Annotated in this window: 20 protein-coding genes; 12 read left to right on the top strand and 8 right to left on the bottom strand. The window is 57.8% G+C overall.

What is annotated here, in order from left to right; genetic code table 11:
• Window positions 1-8: 8 nt before the first annotated feature.
• From ACZ1HA_RS00490 to ACZ1HA_RS00465, 6 genes are all read right to left on the bottom strand, one after another.
• Window positions 9-779 (bottom strand): type IV secretion system protein, encoded by a 771-nt coding sequence (locus ACZ1HA_RS00490; RefSeq protein WP_299882700.1) that lies wholly within the window; start codon window positions 777-779, stop codon window positions 9-11.
• Window positions 780-838: 59 nt separating this feature from the next.
• A complete protein-coding gene (locus ACZ1HA_RS00485; protein ID WP_299882698.1) occupies window positions 839-1,918 on the bottom strand; it encodes a lytic transglycosylase domain-containing protein in 1,080 nt (359 codons plus the stop codon).
• Window positions 1,919-2,150: 232 nt separating this feature from the next.
• Entirely contained in the window at window positions 2,151-4,514 is a 2,364-nt protein-coding gene (locus ACZ1HA_RS00480; protein ID WP_472712449.1) for a VirB4 family type IV secretion system protein, read from the bottom strand.
• Window positions 4,504-4,785 carry a VirB3 family type IV secretion system protein gene (locus tag ACZ1HA_RS00475; protein ID WP_299882694.1) on the bottom strand — a complete coding sequence of 94 codons (282 nt, stop codon included), beginning with the start codon at window positions 4,783-4,785 and terminating at the stop codon, window positions 4,504-4,506. Before ACZ1HA_RS00475 ends, ACZ1HA_RS00480 begins: the two co-directional genes overlap by 11 nt.
• Window positions 4,786-4,796: 11 nt before the next feature.
• Window positions 4,797-5,087, bottom strand: a complete 291-nt coding sequence (locus tag ACZ1HA_RS00470; protein ID WP_299882692.1) for a TrbC/VirB2 family protein — start codon at window positions 5,085-5,087, stop codon at window positions 4,797-4,799.
• Window positions 5,084-5,701, bottom strand: a complete 618-nt coding sequence (locus ACZ1HA_RS00465) for a lytic transglycosylase domain-containing protein (protein ID WP_472712448.1) — start codon at window positions 5,699-5,701, stop codon at window positions 5,084-5,086. The genes ACZ1HA_RS00470 and ACZ1HA_RS00465 overlap by 4 nt, the downstream gene beginning before the upstream one ends.
• Before the next feature lie 583 nt (window positions 5,702-6,284).
• On the opposite strand from ACZ1HA_RS00465, the gene ACZ1HA_RS00460 reads away from it, so the two are divergent.
• Window positions 6,285-6,575 carry a hypothetical protein gene (locus ACZ1HA_RS00460; protein WP_472712447.1) on the top strand — a complete coding sequence of 97 codons (291 nt, stop codon included), beginning with the start codon at window positions 6,285-6,287 and terminating at the stop codon, window positions 6,573-6,575.
• Window positions 6,576-6,581: 6 nt separating this feature from the next.
• On the opposite strand, the gene ACZ1HA_RS00455 is transcribed toward ACZ1HA_RS00460, so the two are convergent.
• On the bottom strand, window positions 6,582-6,935 hold the full coding sequence (locus tag ACZ1HA_RS00455; protein WP_299882685.1) for a hypothetical protein: 354 nt from the start codon (window positions 6,933-6,935) through the stop codon (window positions 6,582-6,584).
• 393 nt (window positions 6,936-7,328) lie between these two features.
• On the opposite strand from ACZ1HA_RS00455, the gene ACZ1HA_RS00450 reads away from it, so the two are divergent.
• The 11 genes from ACZ1HA_RS00450 to ACZ1HA_RS00400 all read left to right on the top strand — a co-directional run bounded on the left by ACZ1HA_RS00450 (window position 7,329) and on the right by ACZ1HA_RS00400 (window position 21,912).
• Entirely contained in the window at window positions 7,329-7,745 is a 417-nt protein-coding gene (locus tag ACZ1HA_RS00450) for an antitoxin Xre-like helix-turn-helix domain-containing protein (protein ID WP_299882683.1), read from the top strand.
• Entirely contained in the window at window positions 7,742-8,449 is a 708-nt protein-coding gene (locus ACZ1HA_RS00445) for an RES family NAD+ phosphorylase (protein ID WP_299882681.1), read from the top strand. The genes ACZ1HA_RS00450 and ACZ1HA_RS00445 overlap by 4 nt, the downstream gene beginning before the upstream one ends.
• Before the next feature lie 245 nt (window positions 8,450-8,694).
• Entirely contained in the window at window positions 8,695-10,923 is a 2,229-nt protein-coding gene (locus ACZ1HA_RS00440; RefSeq protein ID WP_472712446.1) for an AAA family ATPase, read from the top strand.
• Window positions 10,924-10,931: 8 nt separating this feature from the next.
• The gene (locus ACZ1HA_RS00435) at window positions 10,932-12,053 is read left to right on the top strand and encodes a 5-methylcytosine restriction system specificity protein McrC (protein ID WP_299882677.1); all 1,122 of its coding nucleotides are present in this window, start codon (window positions 10,932-10,934) and stop codon (window positions 12,051-12,053) included.
• Between the two features lie 156 nt (window positions 12,054-12,209).
• Window positions 12,210-13,067, top strand: coding sequence for a BrxR family helix-turn-helix transcriptional regulator (locus tag ACZ1HA_RS00430; protein ID WP_299882675.1), 858 nt, complete (start codon window positions 12,210-12,212; stop codon window positions 13,065-13,067).
• A complete protein-coding gene (locus tag ACZ1HA_RS00425) occupies window positions 13,064-16,462 on the top strand; it encodes a DEAD/DEAH box helicase family protein (protein ID WP_299882673.1) in 3,399 nt (1,132 codons plus the stop codon). The genes ACZ1HA_RS00430 and ACZ1HA_RS00425 overlap by 4 nt, the downstream gene beginning before the upstream one ends.
• Window positions 16,459-16,785, top strand: coding sequence for a type I restriction-modification system subunit M N-terminal domain-containing protein (locus tag ACZ1HA_RS00420; RefSeq protein ID WP_472712445.1), 327 nt, complete (start codon window positions 16,459-16,461; stop codon window positions 16,783-16,785). The genes ACZ1HA_RS00425 and ACZ1HA_RS00420 overlap by 4 nt, the downstream gene beginning before the upstream one ends.
• Window positions 16,716-17,981 carry an HsdM family class I SAM-dependent methyltransferase gene (locus ACZ1HA_RS00415; RefSeq protein WP_472712444.1) on the top strand — a complete coding sequence of 422 codons (1,266 nt, stop codon included), beginning with the start codon at window positions 16,716-16,718 and terminating at the stop codon, window positions 17,979-17,981. Before ACZ1HA_RS00420 ends, ACZ1HA_RS00415 begins: the two co-directional genes overlap by 70 nt.
• Window positions 17,981-19,186 (top strand): restriction endonuclease subunit S, encoded by a 1,206-nt coding sequence (locus tag ACZ1HA_RS00410; RefSeq protein WP_299882669.1) that lies wholly within the window; start codon window positions 17,981-17,983, stop codon window positions 19,184-19,186. The genes ACZ1HA_RS00415 and ACZ1HA_RS00410 overlap by 1 nt, the downstream gene beginning before the upstream one ends.
• A gap of 9 nt (window positions 19,187-19,195) precedes the next feature.
• Window positions 19,196-20,995: an AAA family ATPase gene (locus tag ACZ1HA_RS00405; RefSeq protein WP_472712443.1), complete on the top strand. Its 1,800-nt coding sequence runs from the start codon at window positions 19,196-19,198 to the stop codon at window positions 20,993-20,995.
• Window positions 20,995-21,912: a hypothetical protein gene (locus tag ACZ1HA_RS00400; protein ID WP_299882665.1), complete on the top strand. Its 918-nt coding sequence runs from the start codon at window positions 20,995-20,997 to the stop codon at window positions 21,910-21,912. The genes ACZ1HA_RS00405 and ACZ1HA_RS00400 overlap by 1 nt, the downstream gene beginning before the upstream one ends.
• Window positions 21,913-21,931: 19 nt before the next feature.
• Here ACZ1HA_RS00400 and ACZ1HA_RS00395 read toward each other — a convergent pair.
• On the bottom strand, window positions 21,932-24,360 hold a 2,429-nt coding region (locus tag ACZ1HA_RS00395), incomplete at its 5' end, for a TM0106 family RecB-like putative nuclease (RefSeq protein ID WP_472712442.1).

Below are 24,360 nucleotides of genomic sequence, written 5' to 3'. Positions count from 1 at the left end.
AGCCTTTCCTATCTGGCTTCAAGCTCGGGCAGAGTGAAATCCATGTACCGCTGTTCTTCGGCGATGGTGGCCGCGTCGATGACGCCGGTTTGTCCGGTCCCGACCGTTTGCACGGCTTCGAGTTGCCACATCGCGACCAGCGCGATGGCCAGTTCCGCCGTGACACGCGTGTTGAGATCAACACTGTCCTTCAGCTCTTCCATGTCGCCGATCATGCCAACAAGGCGGTCCACTCGCTGCAGAGACTGGCCCGCCTCTTCGTAAGAGGTCTGGGCTGCGGCAGACATAGCGGCTCCGGTGGTGGCCCGCGTCGCAGTGCGACTCGCCCCTTCACTGCCGCCCGTCGCCATCTCGCGCAGCGTGTCTTCGTCGAACCCGGCTTCGGCCAGGACGCGTGTCATCTGGGTTTCAATCCGGCCTGCGCTGTTGCCGGCGAGCCGGGAAAAGTCGCCTTCGCGGATGGCATCGATGGTTGCCAGGATGTCGCCAAACTCCTGATCAAGAAGCCCGTTCAGCTCGTCCTCCATTTCGGTGCGGATGACAGTGGGAAGCTCCATCAGCCCAGTGAGCGCGGCATAGGTGTCTTGAAGCTGGGCGAGTTGCTCTTGAAGCGTGGCGAATTGCTCGCGCAGCTGGACAAGCTGTTCGTTCTGCAGGACCTCGTCCTCGATCATCTGCCGGAGTTGCTGGATCTCTTGCGCGATGTTTTGAGTGTCGACCGTCGGCACGCCCTGGGCGACCGCCGGAACAGCGAGGAAAGGGGCAGGGGCCGTGGCCATCAAGAGACCCCATGCGGCCAGGCAAAGACTGCGCCGCGCCCAACTGAAACTGCGATGTGTCATTCCAAGTCCTCCAATGTGAAATCCATGAACTGCTGTTCCTCAAGCTGCGCAGAGGCCATGGCGATCTCTGCGGCGCTCAAGGGTCGTGTTCGGGTTGCTTGCAGGCGTGTGCGTGCGGCGATGAGCCGAACAAGTTCAGCGCGCGCGTAGGCGTTCAACGCCATCGACTCCTGCAGGTCCGATGTTGCGCCGATCCGCTCGACGATACCGGCAATCCGCATGGCGGCGGCCTGAATGGAGGCCATCGAATGATTGCCGTAGTTCGCCGCACCCGCGCTCGTCAGAGACAGGTTCGAGTTGGCGAGCAAGGCCGGATCGATGGTGCCAAGCACTTCAGCGCCACCCATGCGGGCGAGATAGGCGTTGTATTTTTGCGGGATGACCGTGACGTAGTGCTGGGTTTCAGTGAACGGCGGCACGCCGCTGTATTCGATGACGCGCCCGGGACCTGCATTGTAGGCGGCAAGCGCATAGATGATGTTGCCGTCAAAGCGCGCCAGTTGTGCCGCAAGATACCGCGCGCCGCCATGCACCTGCAGGTAAGGGTTGTCATAGAATTCCGGATAGATGCCAAGATCGCCGGCCGTGCCCGGCATAATCTGTGTCAGACCGAATGCGCCGACCGGTGAACGTGCGCCGATGGTGAACCGGCTTTCCTGCCAGATCAGTGCCTGCAGCAGGGCACGCCATTGGCGGACGCTCAGTCCCGCGCGGTCAACGCCCCCAAGACCGTGGGTTTCTTGTGCAACGCGAATGATGAGCTGCTCGATATTGAGCGCGGCATCGCCAAACATCTGATCCGCGCCTGGATTGGGATCATCTGCGCCGTAGAGAAAATCCGCAGATTGCTCCGGCGACGTGCCGGCTTCGAGCGCCTCAATGGTGCCCGGAATGCCCTGACCGCCAAAGCTCGTTTGCGCGTCGAGGATCTGTTGCAGCACTCTTAGTTGCTCGCGTTCGATCTCGGCGATCTGCTCCTTGACGGTGAGCTTTTCACGTTGAGCAGCCAAATCACGTTCGCGATGTGCATTTGCCGCCTGGTTGCGCATCGCCAAGCCTGCATCCACGGTTGGCACACCTTGCGCTTGCGCCGTTCCTACGCTGACGCAGACACAGCAGAGATATGTCGCGCATTTGGAGATCACTCGAGCCACCCCGAGCTGAGATTGGCGCCGTCCAACGGCTCAAAGTCGCAGTTCTGTTCAGCAGGTCCTCTTGCCACGAAACTGAAGCAGTTGGCCTCGGACGGTCGGTACTGCTCACAGCCGACGAGGATTGCGAACGGGATCAAGAAGAGAGCGAAAGCTCTCATGGCAGCCTCCAGAAATCGGGACGGGTTCGGTAGTCTTTGCCGACGAGCTGTTCGCCCTTTTCCATCCCGCCGAGGATGGTGAGCAGGGGGCCCAGGGCACTGAGGTCCGTGTCGACAACAACGGAGCCCTGATCATCCCGCACCAATCCAAGACGTGAGTTGCTTCCGGTGTTCAGCAGAACATCGAGTTCCTTGTCGTTGAGATTGAGCATTGCGTAGTCGGACGCATTGGCCCGAATGTTCGGCAGCAGGATTTGTGTCGGAACGGCTTCGATGATGGTTTTGCCGGTCCGTGTCTGTTCCAGCTGGCTGGCGTATTGGGTCATCATCACGACAACCGCGTTCTGCTTTCGCGTGGTGACCAGCCAATTGGACAACCGCTCGGCGAAATAGGGGTTGTCCAAGGCTTTCCAGGCTTCGTCGATGACGATGATTGTGGGTTTGCGATCTTCGATTTTCCGTTCAACCCGCCGAAAGAGGTAGGACAGAACGGCCATTCGCTCCTTCTCGCTTTCGCTGTCGAGGATGCCGGTGAGATCGAAACCGACGATTTCACCTTCGAGAGAGAACGTATCCTTCTGGGTCTGTCCGAAGATCCAGCCGTATCGCCCGGTCTCTGCCCATTCCAGGAACCGCTCGTGTAGGTCGCCGTTGTCATCCGTTGATCCGAAAAGCGATGCGAGATCAGACCAGTTTCGAAGCCCGTCATGGGCCGCGGTCGCGTTTTGACGGACCACTTCCTGAACACGATTGGTTTGGGCTGGTGACAGAGGCTTGTCGGCGCGATGGATCAAGGCCGCCAGCCAATCGGACAACCACGCCTGACCACGCTCATCGATCTCGGTGCGAAGGGGATTGAGCCCGGTCGGCTCGCCTGCCTTCACAGCCGAAAAGCGGCCACCGCTTGCCCGGACCGCCATCTCCATGCCCTGGCGATAATCTAAAACAAAGACACGCGCCCCGATGCGGCGCGCCTGCGTGAGCAGAAAGGCCGACAGAACGGATTTGCCTGATCCGGGACGACCGAGGATGAGAGTGTGCCCGCCGGTTGGCTCTGCGGTCGGTGCGCCCTGTTCATGATAGCTGAAGCGATAGGCGGATTGCTCCGGTGTCGGGAACATCGTGATCGCATGGCCCCAGGGGACCTGATCATTGGTCTTGCCGAGTTGGGTGCGATGAAAAGCAGCAAGGTCGGCAAAGTTCCGGTTCGTGATCGCCGCCTTGCGGCTCCGGGCGGCGGTGTTTCCGGGGTGTTGTGCGAAGAAATGGGTCTTTGCCGCGAAGGCTTCGGTGATCAGATTGACACCTTCGGAGGCCCCGATGTTGCGCACCTCCCCGGCAATGGCGTTGAGTTCTTCGAGCGTGTCACCGAAGACCGTCACGGTCATGTGGTGGTCGCCAAAGCTGAGACGTTTCGATTCCAGATCGTCGAGCGCATCAGCGAGTTGGGCTTCCAATGAGATTGCGCCGTCATCCGCGGCGCGCATCAAACGCCGTTGGCGCTTGATCCTTGAGGCCATAATGTTCGAGTTGATGGGTGTGAACGAATGGGTGACGACCATATCTACCGGCAGGTTCAGGTCATCGAACATCGTGCAGGCTGTCTTCGGAGGATAGGTCTTGATGGCGAATGTGGTCCCGTAGCGCGTCCCGACCGCGCCATCGGAGACCACAAAGGTTGATCCATTGAAGGTGACCCGGCAGTTGGCAACATCATGGGCCACGAAACCGTAATTGGAGGACAGATAGAGCGGCAGTTCCTGGCCGGTGTTCAGGCCGCCAAGGAAGCCCAGAAGTTCACCCGTGCTGGCCTCGAGAAGACGCGGGGACATGTCCGCGAAGGTCGATTTCAGGAAGCCGACAACCTCACTCAGGCGACGCAAGCGTTTCTGCGTCTGGGTCGCTAGAAGTGAGACGGATTTACGTGTCGAGAATGGCAGACGTGACACGAGGGCAGGGCGGTGCACCACCGTCAACGTCAGCGTTTTGTCCCGAAGGCTTCGTTGCTCCAGTGATCTGCACCATGCAGCATCCACGGCCGCAGCAAAGTCATCGCCTTCGATGGGTCGCAGGTGGTGTTCAATCCCCTTGGAGACTTTGTGCACGTAGAATCCGAAATCCGGACCGACCTGGGCGATGATCTGAGCGAATAGCGCACGCGTTTTGTTGAGGTAGGCATCGTCGGTTGTGTTGCTGTTGACGCCTTTCAGTCGGAGGCACTGAAAGAGTTCATTGCCGCGCGTGCGAACGGTCTGGCCATCGACCAGACTCACATAGGGCAGCATATGGGCCAGTTGTCTTTCCCTGCTGGTCCATGTCGGAAGCAGCGTGTCCTGCACTTGGGCATCGTCACGGGGCATAGCTGTCGCCCCCATGTATTCGGCGGTTCGCGGTCGGTGGGGTTTCCTGCAGAGTGGTGGCCACCACGTCGAGAAAATTGGGGTCCCAATCCGCCGCCTTCCAGAGGGCCGGGTAGGCCGCCGCCGCGGCAATGGCGACGGCCCAATGCTGGATCCACAAGAACAGCAAAACAGACCCAAACAGCCAGACCATGGCGTACATAATCGGCAGGCCGATCAATTTGGGAGGACGCACAAGGCCGGTAAAGAGGGGAGACTGTTCCGCTGCCATCTCGGTGATCCTCAGGTGGTCCAGATTGCAGCGACGATGGTCGGCGCAGCGGCGATGCCCGCGATGGCAACAAGGACCCAAAGCGCCTGACGGAAGTCGAGGATGCCGAAGAGCCAGGAGAGAAAGACACCGATCAGGGCGAGGGTGCCAATTACGATGCCAAGTGGGCCGGTGATGGCGTCGACGATCCCCTGAAGGAGGGTCTGGATGGGGGACAGGTCGATACTCTGTGCCAGGGCAGGGGAGGCCATGGCCAACAGCAGCATGGTCAGAGCCAAGGTGGAGGTCAGGTTTGGTTTCACGAGGTCTCTCCTTCAAGCCGGTTGAACACGGCCAGCACGCGGCTGACGTGGTTTTGCGTTTCTCGGTAGGGTGGAATGCCCTCGTGGCGGGCCACGGCTTCGGGTCCGGCGTTGTAAGCGGCGAGGGCGAGGCGGACATCGCCGAAATCCGCCATCATCTGCGCCAGATACCGGGCAGAGCCATCAAGGTTCTCGCGCCAGTCATGGGGATCGACGCCAAGCGCGCGAGCCGTGTCCGGCATCAGTTGACCGAGACCAATGGCTCCGACCCGGCTGCGCGCGGCCGGGTTGTAGGCGCTTTCGATCTCGATATTGGACCGGAAGACCAGCCGCCACTCCGTGACGGTAATCCCTGCGCGCCTCAGGCCGGGGTGGGCGGCATAGCGGAGCGCGGTATCGTCGATCGCTGAGAGGATTTCCGGGGTCGGGGCAAGAGCGCTTCGTCTGACACCGCCGGTTCTGAACCCATCGGCGGGTGCAGTCTCTTCATTCCCAAGGATCGCGAGCTCCTGGCTCGCCGATCCTTGGCCGATCCCGTCGTTGTAGTTGCGCGCGAAGCTGCTTTGCGACGTGGAGGCCCGAAGCGAGCCGTCGCCCTGCATGACGAGAACCATCCCTTCGCTTTGCACGGCGGCAGGTGCCAGGCAGATTGCGAAGACACTAACGATACGACGGGCCAGACGCGTTCTCAGATGGAAGCCTGTGCGATGCGCGCCCGCCCTCGTAAAGCGGGATTGTAATATGCGTGAAGCCACGACTTCCCAGAAACGAGATGAGGCCGTTGGCCGTTTTGAAGGTTCTTGGGACGATCTCAGGGCCATGGGCCGTGTGATGTCTTGCAGGGACAAGGAGTTTTTCGAAGGTTCGCGCCGGATCAACGACACGAATGATCCAGGCACCATACCAGACCGACGACTTTTTCTCGGCTGTTTGGACGCAGACGACTTCTGCGCTGCACGCACTCTCAATGAGTGTCTTGAACAGAGTCTCTGTAACCACATTCGGCACACCTTCGCTTGACTGAGACCCCATGTCTGCGGACGTACCTCTTGGTTTGCAGGCCGGGCCCTGGTGACGGATATGCCTACGATATGAGATTATAATATTGACAGCAATATAATATTGAAATTAGTCTGATCGAGTATCCGGCGAAGACCTAATACACTGGTTTAAATAGCGAAAGTGAGGTCAGTGGCCGTGGGGAAACCACAAACGCTTCTGTTCATCTTTATAGTATCAGCGGTTTTCTGCGGATCTGAGGCGCATGCGATGACCTGCCTGGCACCGCCACGACCGTTCGTTCCGAGCGACCCGGCACAAGCCCGCGAATTCGCGGATATCATCCAGAAGGATTTCGAAACCTACATCGCTGAAATCCAGCGATACTTCCTGTGCCTCGATGAAGAACGCGCCCGCGCCTTCACGGAAGCCCAAGAGGTTAGCCAGGAATACGGTCGCTTCCTCGAGAGCGTGTCCAAGGACCGTTGAACGGCGTCAATCTGTGTCGCCCTGGTGCAGGGTGTGCGTTGACCGTCCGCCTTCTTTGAGGGGGATGTTGGCGTGACTGCATCCAAGATCAGAGAGGAAGGAGATCAACCCGTTGGCGGTTTTGAATTCGCGGATCTGGACTTCGTCTTTGTCGGCTGACGCTCTTGAGAGAACGAGCAAGCGTTCCGATGATCCGTCCTGGCTCACGCCGCGAATGACCCATTTCCCATACCAGACAGCGGCTTTTCGCGTGGCGGACGATGTGCAGATGACTTCTGCATTGAACCCCTCTGCCATCAGGCTTCGCAAACGACCTTCGGTGACCACATTCGGTGCGGTCTTCCCCAGATCAAACGTCATTCCTTCCCCCTTGCCAGCCTCTACCCCTTCGTTTTGAAAAGGTTAGCCGCCACCAGTCACACCAGAGCCGAACAGCGGCGATGTTATGATATCGGCGCGATTCCGCTGATAGCATTAAGCATCATGTTGCCGGGAATCCAATACATATGGGCGTTCGGTGCATGTTGATGCACGTCAACCGAGGCGTCGATCTTGTAGTCTTGCATTGAGATGATGAGGGGGATCGTCACTCCAGGAGTGTAGTGAAGAGCGCTTTTCTCAGTTGATTGCCGACGTCTCTGTTTTGTCGGATCTCGCTGCCCGGGGTGCGAAATTCATCGAACGCACTACCAACGATTTCTTGACTATTTCAAATCATATGATTATGTAGATCGCATCATATGGAGACATCCCATGTTGGAACCCGTCCAATTCGCCCCCGAAAGTGGCACCGTGCAACCCGTTGCCGAGGCTGACAAGATTACGGCTATCGTCAAGGCTGTCGTCCGCGCTGCCGACGCATGGGGACTGTCGAACACTGAGGCGGCGGCACTTTTTGACGTCCCGAGTGCGACCTGGAGCAGGATGAAGGCCGGCACCTACAAAGGCGTGCTCGATCAGGACAAAGTCACGCGGGCCAGCCTTCTGATCGGTCTCTTCAAGGGGCTCCGACTCTTGTTCAATGGCCCGCTGACCTATGGCTGGCCGAAAACCGCGAACACTGGCCCCGGGTTCAATGGCCGGAGCCCGGTTCAGGTCATGTGCGATGGGGGCATTCCGGCGATGATGAAGGTCAGGCAGCACATCGATGCGCTCCGGGGCGGTGTGTGATCCGAGCCGAAGACCTTGACCAAGTCGACTTCACCGATCCGACGACAATCCGCCTGATCTCGACAGCTTATATCGACGAGCCGGCAATGGCACCTCTGGCCGACGATGAGGACGATCTGGCGATCCTTGAAGAGATTGAAGGCCTGACGTCGGCGCGCCGAACTGTCACTCTTCCGGTCCCGGGCGGGCTTGATCCTGCCGAGTTGCTGACCGCAGCGGCCGGGTACGGATGGACCTACATCAATGCCGCGTTCTGCTACACGCGGGCGACAGGCAACAGATTCAACGGTCCGGAACGAGGCGCCTGGTACGCAAGCTATGGAGAGGACGCGATTGAAACAGCGCAAGCCGAAGTGTCCTGGCATCTGACGCGGGAGTTGGAGGCCACGGGTATCTTTGACAACCTGACGGCCTATCGCGAACTGCTGGCTGGTTTCACGACGCGCTTGCATGATCTGACGGACAGGGCAGGGGAGGAGGTCCTGAGCCCGGAACCTCGCATCGCCTATCCTATCGGCCAAACGCTTGCGCAGGACGTGCTGGGTTCAGGCGGCAACGGGCTGCTCTACCCCTCGACACGCCGTGACGGTGGGCGCTGCCTCGTCGCGTTTCGCCCGCACTTGGTCCAGAACGTCCGCCAAGGCGATACGTGGACGCTCGCCTGGAAAGGAGAGGCCATTCCCGAAATCACACGCGTATCTTAGAATTGCCCTCTGCTGATAGAGCGGAGGGCTTAAGGAAAAGCCGCTTCTCTTGTCGTGAAGTCCGCGCCGGGATGCGGCACGCGCTCTCGGGTTAGAGCGTTATCCTGATCAATGCTCCGATTGGCGCCTTGTGCTGGCAAACCATCAATGTCTGGTTGGGCACTCCGGACCTATTATTCTGCTAGGTTCTTGATAACCAAAAAATAGCGCTACACGCATGAAGACGATCTTATTAGTTTCGCATCATGACAGACAAACTCGATTTGCAAACGACCTATCGCACGATTCTTGATTCAGCCCGGGAACGTCGGTTCATAAGCTATGGCGATCTCGCCAAAGCCAACGGGGCGACCTGGAGCAAAGTGCGCCGCGCCATGAATCACCATCTCGGCGATTTGGTAGAGCTCGCGGCCAAGCGTGGCTGGCCCATGCCGAGCGCCATCGTTGTCAACAAAGACAATATCGAAACAGGCTTGCTCGAAGGCGATGCGCGGGATGGCTTTGTAAACGCCGCGAAGATGTACGGCTTTGACGTTTCCAATCCAGCCGAGTTCGTGAAGGAGCAACAACAGGCTCTATTTGAGTGGGCGCCAACCGCGCCGGATGACCTTGGGCTCGAACCGGAGGAAGGGGTAAGGCAAGCCGCGTCCGGTGGTCCGCGTTTTGTGCATTTTTTCGGACCGGTCCTTGATGCCTTGCGCGCGCTCGGGGGTTCCGCCGAGCCCAAGCAAGTCATGGAGCGGGTGAAGGATATCGCCGAGCTGAGCGATGAAGAGCTAAAGGCAACCAATAAGAACGGCCAGTCAAAATATGAAAACCAGATCGGCTGGGCGCGGTTCTACCTCGCCAAGGCCGGGCTCATTGACAACAAGAAACGCGGTATTTGGCAGCTCACGCAAGAAGGCCGGGAGACCTATCTGGACCTGGAAGAGGCCATAGCGCTCTTCCGGGACATCCATGCACGCTACAAGACGGCGGGCGATGACGATGCCGACAATGAGAATGCGCCGGTCGAGGCTGATCCCGGCGATCTCTTCGATGATCCCGACCGGCGCTTCTGGTTTGTGGGTGCGGTCTGGAACGGCACCGACGATCAGACCGAGCGCTTCTACAAGGAAGGCATTTGGCAGAACGGCTACCAGGATAAATTCATCGAGCACGTTGAGCGGATGAAGCCGGGCGATCGCATCGCGATCAAGGCGTCCTTCGTCAAGAAGTACAGCCTCCCTTTCGAGAACCACGAAAAACCCGTCTCGTGCATGCGGATCAAGGCCATCGGCACCATCACCGAAAACTTGGGTGATGGTCGCACCGTCAATGTGGACTGGGAACCACTGGATGAAACCAAAGATTGGTACTTCTATACCTACCGCGTGACGGTCGTTGAAGCCGACGCCTCGGACGAGCTGGCGCGCAGGCTGATCCAGTTCGCATTCGGCGACCACAAACAGGACTATGATTTCTGGCTGCGCGTCCCGTATTTTGCCAAGAAGTACAAGCCGCGCCCGACCTCCGCGACCGAGATCGAACGAGAGGAAGAGGAAGCCGAAGCGGATATCGAAGAGGCGGACATCACGCCCTATGCCATCGCAGACATTCTCGGCGACGGTTGCTTCCTTGCGGAAGACGCCCTGAGCGCAGCGTTGTCACGGCTGGGCGGGAAGAAGAACCTCATACTTCAGGGGCCGCCTGGCACAGGAAAGACCTGGCTCGCCAAGCGGCTGGGCTATGCGCTAATCGGCACCAAAGACCGGGCGGTCATCCGCAAGCGGATGCGCTCGATCCAGTTTCACCAGTCGCTCTCCTATGAGGACTTTGTTCGTGGCTGGCGTCCGGACGGCAACGGTGAGCTCTCTCTCATAGATGGCGTCTTCCTCGAGGCCGTCGAGGCCGCCCGCGCCGAGCCGGATCGTCCCTTTGTTGTCATCATCGAGGAGATCAATCGCGGGAATCCCGCGCAAATCTTCGGCGAGATGTTGACCCTGCTCGAAAAGGATAAACGCAGCGAAGAGGAAGCAATCGAACTCGCCTATCGCCATGAGCGCGGCGAGCGCATCTTCATCCCGCGCAACCTGTTTGTGATCGGCACCATGAATATCGCAGACCGCTCACTCGCCTTGGTCGATCTGGCGCTGAGACGTCGCTTCGCATTCGTCACCCTTGAGACAGCGCTGAATGAGAGCTGGCGCCAGTGGTGCAAAGACCAGGCCGGGATGGATGATGCATCCCTGTCACTGGTCCAGCAGCTCATGACCGAGCTGAACGAAGAGATCGCCGCCGACCGGTCGCTCGGCGCGCAATTCAAGATCGGGCACAGCTACGTGACTCCCGTGCCGGGAGAGCCGATCCCCGATGCCAGGAAATGGTTCCGCGGCATCGTCGAAACCGAGATCGCGCCGCTTCTGGAAGAGTACTGGTTTGACAACCTCGATAAAGCCGCGAGCTCCAAAGCACGGCTTCTCCAAGGCCTATGAGCACTGTCTTGGACAAAGAGCGGGACGAGACCACGGAAGTGCAGCTTGCCTACGACAAGATTCCCGTCCGCAATGTCTGGTTCTTGTTTCTCTATGCTTATGACCTCGCACGCTTTCAGGGGCACTTCGAGGCAGAGATCGAGGACTCGCCGGACTTCAAATCGCTGATTGCGCGTCTTCTCTGTCATGCCGTTGAAACTCGACTGCGCCGGAACCTAAGCTTCGGGTATCGGCGCCGCGAAGATACGCTCAAGCGTGTGCGGGGGCGTATTGATATCCTGCAATCGAAGTCCCACGATCTATTTCGTCGTGGTGAGATCGCGTGCCGGTTTGAGGAGCTGACGATAGATACGCCGCGCAATCGTCTGGTGCGAGCAGCCCTATCGGTGCTCGGCGTACGGCTTGATGATTTTGCGCTTGCTCACAGGACCAAGACACTTGCGGGCGTGCTAGGCAGGGCCGGTGTTTCCGGGACAGTACCGTCCCGCGCTGACATGGCGACAGATCAGATTGGGCGCCATGAGGCCGAAGACAGGCTAATGGTCTCTTTGGCAAGGGCCGTTTTTGACCTCGTGCTGCCAACGGAACAGGAAGGCATAAGATCCCTTCTCAAAGCACAGCGTGACGATACGGAATTCCGGAAGCTGTTCGAAAAGGCGGTTGGCAACTTCTTCGCGTCCGAGCTGGCTCGTGATGAGGGGTGGCGTGTTTACCCGGGCAAACAGTTCAACTGGCCGATCGGTGCGGCTTCAGCCGGCATGCGTATGTTCATGCCCAAGATGGTGACGGACATAATACTGGAAAACGCGATCGAGGACCGGCGCATCATTATCGACACCAAGTTCACGAATATCCTGACAAGCGCGCAATATGGTGACGGGCAGCGGTTCAAGACTGGCCACATTTACCAGCTTTACTCCTATCTCCGCAGCCAGGAGAGAGAAGATGATCCGCGCTCGCTGGGCTCGGAGGGCATGCTGCTATATCCGGCGATCGGCTTAGATGTGGACGAAGCCGCCGCTTTGCAGGGGCATCTTGTGCGGTTCGCAACCATCGACCTGGCTGCGCCCACGTCCACGGTGGTTGAGCGCCTCAGGAATTTGCCAGTCTTTTCAAGCCTCACGTTCTGAACCAACCGTTCGATGCAGCCTTGCTCCGCGGCGGGAGGCAACGAATGATCTTGACAAAAGGCTTGATATGTATAAAAACTATACCCATATAGTAAATATGGCAATCAACGAACCCAAGTGAATCGGTGATGCCGCAAGGAATGGAGTAACGCAGCGATGCGCTGGGGTGTCGAAAAACGGTTGGAATTTATTGAGTTTCGCCTCTTTTGGGAGGGCGGGATCAACCGTGCTGACATCATCGAGCAGTTCGGTGTGTCGGTGCCTCAGGCCTCCAAGGACCTCACACTTTATGAAGAGAAGGCGCCGGGCAACCTCCAATACGACAAAAGCGCGAAGCGCTATCGCGCGTCGCAAGCCTTCAAGCCGGTTTTCCTTGAGCCGGATGCCTCGACCTACCTCGCGCATCTTCGGGCTCTAACGCGCTCCCATGACGGTCCGGAAGAAACCTGGCTCGCTGCCGCGCCTGAATTTGATGCGATGCCAATTCCGCATCGAAGCATCGATGTCCCGGTCCTCCGCGCCGTCTTGGCGGCAATTCGCGAAGGGCAGTCTCTCGAAATCCGTTACCAATCGATGAGCGTGAAGCGGCCTGCGCCCGAGTGGCGACGCATCACGCCGCATTCATTCGGTCATGACGGTCTACGTTGGCACGTGCGTGCCTATTGCTACATCGATCTTAAGTTCAAGGACTTCATCCTGTCTCGGTGTCTCAAGACCAGAAACCCGGCGGCAGCCGGAGCAGGTTCTGCAGATGACCGTCTGTGGCATGACCGGTTCCAAGTTTTGCTCGCGCCCAACCCGGCGCTGAGCGAAAGCCAACAGGCTGTGATTGCCCAAGACTACGCGATGCGTGGCGGGCAGGTGAAGGTGCCGGTTCGCAAGGCCCTCCTTTACTATTTTCAGAAACGGCTGCGCCTTGATGTGGCCGACAAGCTCGATAACCCGCATGAGATTCCGGTGGTAGTGGCCAACCGTGCTGAATTTGATGCCGCGCTCATGGAGGCGATGGCATGAAATCTGTGAACTTCGAAATCCTTCGACAGAACTGGCCTGAGCTTGCGCAGCTCGGGGCGCTGGCCGAGTCTTATGCGCATGCCGACGCGGCAAGCGCGCTCGTCAAGCTGCGTCTGTATGCAGAGAATTTGACCAAGGACATCTATCGCGATCTGAAACTTCCCAAGCCGGAGCAGCCGACCTTCGTTGATCTGCTCAAGAACCATGCGTTCGAGGCGATCACGCCAAAAGTGGTGTTGGATAAGCTCCACGCCCTACGCATGCATGGCAACAAGGCTGCCCATGGGGAGCCCGTTCGTGCGCAGCATGCCCTGTGGCTTCTCAAAGAAGCCCACGATCTCGCGCGCTGGCTTTGCATTCAGTACGGAAAGCAAAAGGCTGATCAGTTACCTGCCTTTGTGCAACCTGCGGCACCGGGCCAGGCAGAGGCGAAGGAAAAGCGCCGCATCCTTGAAAAGCTCGCGGCCCAGGAAGCCCAAATGGATGTGCTTCTTGCCGAGCTCGAAGAAGCACGAGCAACGGCTTTAGAAACGGAGCAGGAAGCCGCAGAGCTGAAGAAATTGGCGGCATCGGCGCAGAGCGCCGCGGATGAACTGCACTTCAGCGAGGCCGAAACGCGTACGCGCCTGATCGATAGCCTTCTGGCGAGCGTTGGCTGGGATGTTGGTGAAGGGCTGAGCAACACAGAACAAGTTGGCAAAGAAGTTGAAGTGGACGGTCAGCCGACCAAGACCGGCATCGGCTATGCCGATTATGTGCTCTGGGATGACAACGGCAATCCTCTAGCCGTTATTGAGGCCAAGAAGACCGCGGCCGATGCGGAAAGCGGGCGCCATCAGGCCAAGCTCTATGCGGATAGCCTGGAGAAGAAGCACAAGCACCGTCCTGTTATCTTCTACACCAACGGGTTTGACATCTGGATTTGGGATGACGCCCAGGACTACCCGCCTCGTAAGCTCTATGGGTTCTATTCCAAGGACAGCTTGCAACACCTCGCGAATTATCAGCGGCAGCAGAAAGAGCCGCTCGATACCATAGAGATTAACGAAACTATCGTTGATCGAATTTACCAGTTTGAGGCCATCAAGCGGGTATCAGAGCGGTTCACGAAGAAGCATCGCAAAGCGCTGGTTGTTCAGGCCACCGGCACCGGCAAGACGCGTGTTGCGATCGCTTTGACAGACTTGCTGATCCGCGCAGGATGGGTGAAGCGAGTGCTGTTCCTGTGCGACCGCAAAGAATTGCGCAAACAGGCCAAGAACGCCTTCAACGATTTCCTCTCTGAGCCGACGCGTATCGTCACTTCGCGGGTAAAATCCAATGCGAGCGAGCGGGTTTTCCTTGCCACCTACCCGGCGATGCAAAAGGTGTTCCAGTCCTTCGATACGGGGTTCTTTGACCTAATTATCGCCGATGAATCCCATCGCAGTATCTACAACGTCTACGGCGACATCTTTCACTACTTCGACTGTCACCAGGTCGGTCTGACGGCGACGCCGGTTCACTTCGTGACCCGCAGCACGTTCAGTTTGTTTGACTGTGAGGGCCAACTGCCCACCTCGAATTATGATTTGAACCTCGCGGTCGAAGAAGGGTACCTAACACCCTTCGAAGTCTTCGAACACACAACTCAGTTTTTACGTGAAGGTATCCGCCTCGACGGTCTGTCTCCGGAACAAATCGAAGAGCTCGAAGAGCAGGGCGAAGATCCGTCGCAATACGACTTTTCGTCCGAGCAGATTGATAAGATCATTTACAATAGGGACACGAACCGCGCCATCCTGCGCAATCTCATGGAAAATGGGTTGCGGGATGCGACCGGCCAAGTCCCGGGAAAGAGCATCATTTTCGCTCGCAACCATCAACACGCCATGCTCATGCGACAGCTCTTCGATGAGATGTATCCGCAATATGCTGGCAAGTTCTGCCAGGTCATCGACAATTATGATCCAAGGGCGGAGCAGCTGATCGATGACTTCAAAGGCGAGGGAACGAACAACGATCTTACGATCGCGATCTCGGTCGATATGCTCGATACCGGGATCGACATCCCTGAAATCCTGAATCTTGTTTTCGCGAAGCCGGTAAAGTCGCCTGTAAAGTTCTGGCAGATGATCGGGCGGGGCACACGTCTGTGCGAGGACCTCTTTGGACCCGGCGAAGATAAGTCGGTCTTTCGCATCTTCGATCATTGGGGCAACTTTGCGCGCTTCGAGATGGGCTACAAACCCGCCGAGCCGACGCAGGCAAAGCCGCTTGCGCAGCTTGTCTTTGAAGAACGTATCAAGCTTGCCGAGACGGCGCTGAACAAGAGTGAGCCCAACATTGCGGAGCAGATCATCGGCCTCATTGCGAAGGACATAGAAGACCTCCCCGAAGAGTCGATCGCGGTGCTTGAGAAGTGGAAAGAAAAGCGCACATTGTCGGAGGCCGGTACGCTGAAGGTCTTTGCTCCGACGACCGTTGCGCGTCTTCGCCAGGAGATCGCACCTCTCATGCAGTGGCGGGATATACGGGGCAAAGGGGATGCGCTGGCTCTTGATCTGTTGATTGCCCGCATGCAAATTGCCGTGCTGCGCGGTGCCGGTGCGCTCGCCGATCTGAAGATCGAACTTCTTGACCGCCTGGGCGTCCTGCAGATGCACCTCAATCCTGTGCGCGAAAAGGCTGATGTCATCAAGCGGGTGAAGTCCGATAGCTTCTGGACGGACGTCAATGTTGCCGATCTCGAAGAAGTGCGCGAACCGCTGCGCGAGATCATGCATCACCGCGCCCGGGGTGGCGCGGGCGGTGTCCCGCCAAAGGTGATCGATGTCACTGAGGATGCGAGCCAGATGCAGCTTGCCCGTCGATCGACCACCTTGAGGACGGTCGATATGAAGGCTTATCAGCAAATCATCGAGGGTGAGCTCAAGAAGCACTTCGAGACGGACCCCGTCCTTAAGAAGATCCGTGCCGGCGAAGCAGTGTCCGACCGCGAAATCGACTCGCTCGTATCGCTCGTTCTAACTCAACACCCAGACGTGCGGCGTGAGCATCTTGAGGAGTTCTTCAGCGAGACTGCAGGACCGCTCTATCTCGCGATCCGGATGATCGTGGGGATGGATCCCGAAGCGGTGCGGGAAAAATTCACCGCCTTCGTCCAGAAGCATCCGAAGCTCAGCGCGAAGCAGACACGCTTCCTTGCGCTGTTGCAGAACCACATCGCACGGTACGGCACAATTGAGATCGAGCGGCTCTACGACGACCCTTTCACAGTGGTCGATGCCGACGGTCCGGACGGCGTGTTCCATGACGAGGCAGACATTGCCGATCTTATCAACATTGTGCGCTCCTTTGGCCCCGAGGTCGACGAGCGCAAAGACGAAAACCCGAATGAGAGGAAACAACAATGATCACGGGTGATCTCAAGCGGCGCGTCGACGCGCTCTGGACGGAATTCTGGCAGGGCGGGATCACCAACCCGCTTTCGGTAATCGAGCAGATCACGTTCCTGATGTACGCGCGCCTCCTCGACATCAATGAGGCGCGGGACGAGAACCGCCAGAAGCGGAGCGGAAAGCCTTTCACGCGCCGCTTCAAGGAAGACGAACAGCACCTGCGCTGGTCGCAGTTCCGGCACCGGGGTCCGACCAGATGCTACCACTCGTGCGCGACGAAGTCTTCCCGCATTTTCGTAGCACCGTTGCCAGCGGCACGGCCTTTGCCGAGTTCATGAAGGACGCGCAGTTGATGATCCAGAAGCCGGGGCTTCTGGTGAAGGCAGTCAACATGATCCACGAGCTGCCGCTGACCGAGGGTGACACCAAGGGCGACCTCTACGAGTACCTGCTCAGCAAGCTGACGACGGCTGGCATCAACGGCCAGTTCCGCACGCCGCGCCACATCATCCGGCTGATGGTCGATCTGCTCGAGCCGAAGCCGACAGATGTTGTCGGCGACCCGTCCTGCGGCACAGGCGGCTTCCTTGTCAGCGTCATGGAATACCTGCTCGAAACCTATACCTCGCCTGAGGCGGTGATTGAGGAGACCGATCCGGACAACGGGAATGTCGAGAAGATCTATATCGGCGACAAGCTCAGCGACGAGGACCGCGCTCATATCCGCAGCAACATGTTCCATGGCTTCGACTTCGACGCGACCATGCTGCGGATCGCGGCGATGAACCTGATGCTGCACGGGGTGGATGATCCAGATATCCACTACCAAGACACGCTCAGCACCGGCTTCACGGACAAGTATCCGAGCCAGGCGACCGAGGGTTTCGACGTGATCCTTGCAAATCCCCCCTTTAAGGGCAGCCTCGACTTCGAGGACGTGCATTCGGGGCTGCTGCGCCAGGTCAAGACGAAGAAGACCGAGCTGCTCTTCCTCGCGCTGATCCTGCGCATGCTGAACACCGGCGGCCGGTCGGCGACGATCGTGCCTGATGGGGTGCTGTTCGGCTCCTCCGGCGCGCACCGTCAACTGCGCCAGCTGCTGGTCGACCAAAACCAGCTGGAAGCCGTGATCTCTCTCCCCAGCGGCGTGTTCAGGCCCTATGCGGGTGTGTCCACCGGCATCCTAGTCTTCACCAAAGGCGGACGCACCGACAACGTTTTCTTCTACGACGTCGAGGCCGATGGTCTCTCGCTCGACGACAAGCGCGATCCGGTGAAAGAGAACGACCTGCCGGATTGTCTTGCCAGCTGGCGCTCCCGCAACCCGGCGAAGGATACGGACAGAACCTCGAAGGCATTCTTTGTATCGGCTACCGAGATCAAGGAAGCTGGCTATGACCTCTCGCTAAGTCGGTACAAGGAGCGCGTCTACGAAGAAGAGGACTACGAGCCCCCCCATGAAATCCTCAGTCGAATGAACCGGCTGAACAATGAAATCGCCGGTGACCTTGCCGAACTTGAGGAGCTGCTTTGATGACCGAAGCGGTAAGCCTCAAAGAAGCTGCTTTCGTGAATCCAAAGGCTCCAAAGGTTGGCGAGATTGATCCAGAGCAACTCTACGATTTTGTCCCCATGCAAGCCGTCCATGAGGATGGGCGTATAGAAGTTACGGAGGCGCGACCTCACCAAGAGGTAGCCAAGGGCTACACGTCTTTTCGATCCGGAGATGTTCTGGTCGCAAAGATCACACCATGCTTTGAGAACGGTAAAATTGCGCTAGCGGAAACGCGAACCGACTTTGCTTTCGGATCAACCGAATTCCATGTGATCCGCAGCAGAGAAAACATTTCCGACCCTCGCTATCTCCTTCATTTTCTTCGCCTTCGTCGAATAAGGTTAGAGGGCGAGGAACGCATGACCGGAAGCGCCGGTCAAAAGCGCGTGCCGCGCAACTTTCTGGAAGATCTGAAAATACCTCTTCCAGAAATTGGTGAACAACGGCGGATTGTAGAGATTCTTGACAAAGCGGACGGCATCCGGCGAAAGCGAGTGCGCCTCCTTGAAGCGGTACGTGACTTTTTAAGGTCGGCTTATGTCCATACCGTTGGGCATCTCAATCCCAACCATAACAAATGGAAGCCATTCAAAATCGATGTGCTTGCCGAAGATCGGAAGGGCGCGATCCGGTCAGGACCGTTTGGCAGTGCGCTTCGCCATGGCGAATTCGTTGATGAGGGCATTGCGGTCCTCGGTATCGACAACGCGGTGCAGAACAAGTTCGCCTGGTCCGAACGACGCTTCATAACGCCGTCCAAGTACGAGGAACTGCGTCGCTACACGGTTTTCCCAGGCGACGTAATAATCACCATAATGGGCACCACCGGTCGCTCCGCAGTCGTGCCAGACGACATACCGGAAGCGATCACGACCAAGCACCTTGCCACGATTACCTGCAACAAGGATTTGATCCACCCGGAAGTCCTCTCCTTTGCGATCCATTCCGATCCGCTTATCATTCGTCAGATCAAGTCCTTCAACAAGGGCGCGATCATGGACGGCCTGAATCTCGGGATCATCCGAAAACTGGAAATCAATTTGCCCCCAATGGCCGAGCAACTCAGATTCGTCGCCATGCTTCAGAAAGCGAGGGCAATTGAAGCCAAATCTCAAACGCCGGATGGCTCCGGGGAAGATCTTTTCGAGTCCTTGTCACAACGTGCCTTCCGCGGCGAACTCTGAGGTGCCGACATGCGTTTGACCCGGATCGAAATTAAGAACTTCAAGGGCATTGGCACGCTCCAAAGTATTGACCTGAAGCCGATCACGCTGCTCTTCGGCCCGAACAGCGCGGGCAAAAGTACGATCCTGCAGGCGCTGCACTACCTGCGCGAAGTAATCGAGCGCAACAACCCCGACCCTGACCAGACGATCGCCGGTGGCCTCACTGACCTCGGTGGCTTTGCCAACCTCGTCCATGGGCATGAGACCGGTCGGTCCATCCACATCAAGGTGCATCTCGATATCGGTGACGATCAGGGCAGCGACCGACTGCCGCTCAATTCTGGCGGCAACTTGTCAGACCCGCAGTTCACAAGCCTGCCGGTGCAATACATCGCGGGTGAAAACACGGAACTGAAAACCTACGCCGTCGTGCAGGAGGTGGGCATCGGCATCGAGGTTGCCCGGAGCGATCTCCTCCAAGGCCCCTATGTCGCGAAGATGTCGGTCGAACACAACGGCGACGAACTGGCCACTCTCCGGTCCCCGCCTCAGGAAGGTCAGGCCGAGCTGATCGATATCAATTGGCAGCACCCGATGCTGGAAAAACTGGTTCATCCGGACGACGAGCCGGAAGACTGGGAAGAAGGGTTACCAACCGCGCTTGGATATGATCCGGAGGCTGAGAAGGGCGACCCGTTTAAGTCGCCGCTCGGCATAGAACTCTATGAGCTTTCCCGTCAGATCGTGGCGGATGCACAAGTCAACGACCGCGTGCGGTTTCGGGTCAAGGTGGATACAGAATTCGGAGCCTTGCCCGATCTGGACCGTCCGCTTGCGCTCGATTTGGTTGAGCTCGACAAGAACTTGATCCGGATGCGTTATGCGCGTGGAGCGTCTGTTCCGCGCCTGTCAGACAGCGACGAACTGCGCGCCGCCGACGAACTCGACCTAGAGACATATCGCCGTGCAGGTTTAAGCGCGCTTCTGGACGAGATGGTTCTTGGCCCTGTCCGAATCTTACGCGACTACCTAAAGTCGCTGACTTATATTGGGCCACTCCGAGAAATTCCTAGTCGAGCATACCGTCCGCGCCTTTCACCTGACGAGTCCCGTTGGGCACAGGGCCTCGCCGCTTGGGATGTGCTGAATTCTCAGACGACCGAACACTTGCTTGAAAGTGTGAATAACTGGCTCTCGTCGGATTTGAAATTGCGTACCGGCTACCAGCTGCAGCAGACGGCTTTCAAACAAGTCCCCAACACCAGCCGGTTTCATCAGCTTTTTCAGCGAGGGATTGGTGAGGACGACCTTGGCGATTTGCAGGAGCTCTACGCGTCGCTAAAGTCCGTCAAGGAGTTTCGACTTCTCGATCTGAACAAAGGGGTGTTGGTTGCTCCGAGCGACGTCGGGGTAGGTATCTCTCAGATGGTGCCTGTCGTTGTTGCGTGCCTGATGGATCCTGAGGGGCTGATAGCGATTGAGCAGCCCGAACTCCATATTCATCCGGCTATCCAAGTTGGGCTAGGCGATCTCTTTATTGAAGCGACGCAGGGTCCGCAGCCGGCAGTTGGGCCTGAGCGCAGCCTTTTGATAGAGACGCATAGCGAACACATCATGCTTCGACTGCTGCGTCGTATCCGTGAGAAAACGGACAATGAGCTGCCGCCCGGTGTAGAAGGGCTCACTCCAGATGATCTTTCAGTAATATACGTTGAAAGCGGCCTCGATGGTGTCAAGTTCCGACCGCTGAGAGTGGATGAAGAAGGAGAGTTCCGCGACCGATGGCCTCATGGCTTCTTCGATGAGCGGGCTGAGGAACTCTTCTAATGCATTATGAATATGCGGTAGAGCCCGCGGCCATTGCAGAAGATTGGAAGACGTGCCGATACCTGGCCGAGCTTTTTGGGTTCGATCGAGGACGTCTCTTGTCGCAGTTTCCGAAAAAGTGGCTTCCTATGGCAATTGAAGCCGCGGCGGACTTGCCGCCCGTGGAAAAAAAGCGTGTCATCGAAAAGTTGCGGCTTTTGAAGGCGCATGCATCTGTGCGGGCCGGTCGGCCCTATGATCCAGACGGTGGCACGTGGCTCGATAATGCCGTGCGAGAACATGCCGCCGCGCCCTTTCGCGCGATTGTGGCGAGAGATACCGTTTCCGGTGTACCAGAAGTGGTCGCAGTGGACGATGTAAGTGAAACACATCCTCTGTTCGAAGTCGTACGAAGCATCAGCGTGCCCCGCGAAGCCGCCTCGATAACAAGTGCTGTCGCTCCCTTGCTGAGTTGCGCGCGCCATGTCTTGTTGGTCGACAAATACTATGACCCATTTAATGCAAAGTATCAGCGCACGCTGCGGGAACTCCTGAACCACATTCGAGGGGCTGAGATAGACTTCCAAATCCACTATTGCGAACACGGACACTGCCCCGACGCCGCCGCTATAGAACGTGAAGCGGTACGAAAATTCGGCGGCGTGATTCCAGTTGGGATGAAGATCAAGGTTTTGCGCTGGAGGCAGAAAACCGGCGGACTGAACTTTCATGCCCGCTATCTACTGACCGACCGAGGCGGGATTGGCATCGACGCCGGTTTCTCATCGGAGGGAGGCGGTGAAAGGACCGATGTTCATCTTCTCGAAGGCCGCTTCACCCTTGATACAATGACGCATTTTGAATCGTCTGCTTCTGTCTTCGAGCGCGTGGGTCCTGTGCTGGAAATTGATGAAAACGGACGAGTGCGGCACTTGTGACAGTGTAAGGCTTTCGAAACTAAACAGAAAGCGTCTCTGCTAGTTCCAGGTAGCGGCAGAACCCGTTTGCCAGTTGCATCTGGCGAGGGGTATTGCAGTCGGCCTCGAACACTTCAGGGGAGGCGATCAGTATGGCGACGCATTGGGCGCGTGAGATCGCAACGTTGAAGCGGTTGGCGCTGTATAGGAATTCCATACCGCGCGGCGCGTCAGCGTAGCTTGACGTTGCCATAGAGTAGATGGCGATCGGCGCTTCCTGCCCCTGGAACTTGTCTACGGTTCCGACCCTGGCGCCAGGCAGACGCTGCTGAATCTCAAATACTTGCGCGTTGTAGGGTGTAATGATCAGGATGTCTTCGATTGTAACAAGATGCTCATCGCCGTCGCGATCGATCCAAGTAGGCTGACTGGCAAGGATGTCGTTTACCAGCTTCCCGGTAGCGTCTGCTTCCTCAATAGAAGAGCTCTGATTGCCGGAATGCTGTACCGGCAGGTAGCGCAGGCCACTGCCGCCGATTGGTCCTTTGGCATTGATCTTTTGCTTCACACAGTCTGGGTTGGCGCCAAGTTTGCCGTCGTAGAACAGTTCAGAGTTGAACGCGCAGATATCGGGATGCAGGCGCCAAGTTTGTTCGAGGAACAAGCCCCCATCTTCCGCGATCGTGTGCTCTTCGCCGAGAATATGCTGCAGCGATGAGGCACCGGTTCCGTCGGGGTGAGAGCCCTGCGTCGGTTGATCGAGTTGCTGCGGATCGCCGAGCAAGATCAAAGTGCGGGCGCTTTGCGACACGGCGATCACATTGGCCAGCGACATCTGTGCGGCTTCGTCAACCACCAGCACATCGATTGTGTCTGCGGCATCGGCGCGAGACCAAAGGAAACTTGTCCCGCCCGCGACATGGGCGCGGTTTGTGGCGAGAGCAGAGAACACATCCTCGTTCTTGCGGGCAAAGACTAGCCGGTCCTGGTCCGGTTCCCGCTCTCCGGGTTTCTGGATACAAGTGAGCGCGATACCCTGCTTGTCCGCAACCTCGACCACCTTGCTGAGCAGATTGCGGATGACCTTGTGTGAGTTTGCTGTGATCCCGACTTTCTTCCCGCGCTCGACAAGACGGCAAATCATGTGGGCACCCGTATGCGTCTTGCCCGTACCGGGCGGACCCTGAATGGGCAGGATTCCATCTTCGAGGAAATCGGCGATCCGCACGCCTGCATCGAGGGGCAGTTCTTCGGTCTGCCGAATGGGCCAAGCTCCAAGGCGTGGGGGCTCACGAAGAAGCAGTGACCGCGCAGCTTGGTAAGGTCCATCGCCAATGACCCCGTGTTCGGCAACATGCTCTCCGATGCGGAAAAGCGCGTCCGCCTGTTCCTTGTGATCGAAATTCTTGAAAGAAAACACACCTGCAGGATGAATACCCGCCGTTTGTTTGGATTTCTTGATGTCGATTGTACGCGCCTCGCTGTCGATCATGACCGCTGTGCCGATGGGGTCGCCGCCCACTTGTCGCAAACCTTCCTCGCCGCGCAGGTCGGTGTCTTGCTGTATAAAATGGTATCGGTCGATCGGTATACCCGTCTTGGTTTGGTCAACTGTCCCGATGAAGCTCAGGCCGGAAAGCGCAACGCGCTCGTCGATCAGCTCGTCGGCAGTAAGATCGGCAAGTCGGAAATACTCCCACCAGGTCGCCTTCTGCTCGCGCCGATGCCAGTCCAGTAGATAGGCCAGAACCCAACGCGCCTGCTGTTCAGCGCTCCGCTCTTCGATGTCGGCGGAAATGTCGCCAGTCAAGCGCTCGATCAGCGCTTGGATAGCCTCCTGGCGCTCCGTTAGCTCTTCGCTGACTTGTTGATTTGAAGGCTCTGGGCGAGGAACGTCTGTCTCTGAAGCGATCAGTTCTTGCCGCTGCTCTTCCAGCCAGTCCCGCAGTGCCATGGTGGAGATGCAGTCATCCTCGTTATAGGACTGCACAGTCGCACGGACTTCGGCGCTGACGGCTTCAATGTCACCGAGTTCAAGTCCGGCTTGAAGGCTTGCCAGTGCCAGGTTGGCGTCGGGCAGGTCCGTATTCCGGACATATCCATAGAGTGGCTCCAGTTTCTTGATCGAATAACTCTCGACGCCAGCGCGCAGCGCATTGCGCACGACAGCGTAGAGATCGACCAGCACATGGCCGCGCAGGATGTCATCGATCTCGGACTCACGGGTGGCGTAGCGACCCATTAGCCGTCTGAGGGCGCCTGACTCATAGGGGGCGTAATGATAGATGTGCAGATCAGGATGGGCCTTCTGCCGCTCCGCAACAAAATCCACAAAACGCTCGAAGATCGCTTTCTCTTGTTCGCGGTCAAAAGCCCAATCGGCTTTGTAGGTCCACGCTCCATTTTCGTCGCGGTAGCTGTAGCCAAAGAGATATTCGAGGCCATGCTCGCCGACAAAGGCATCGCTTT

The sequence above is a fragment of the Roseobacter sp. S87 genome (assembly GCF_055693285.1).
The sequence above is the reverse complement of the archived record's forward strand: the minus strand, read 5'-3'. Positions and strand labels throughout refer to the sequence as shown.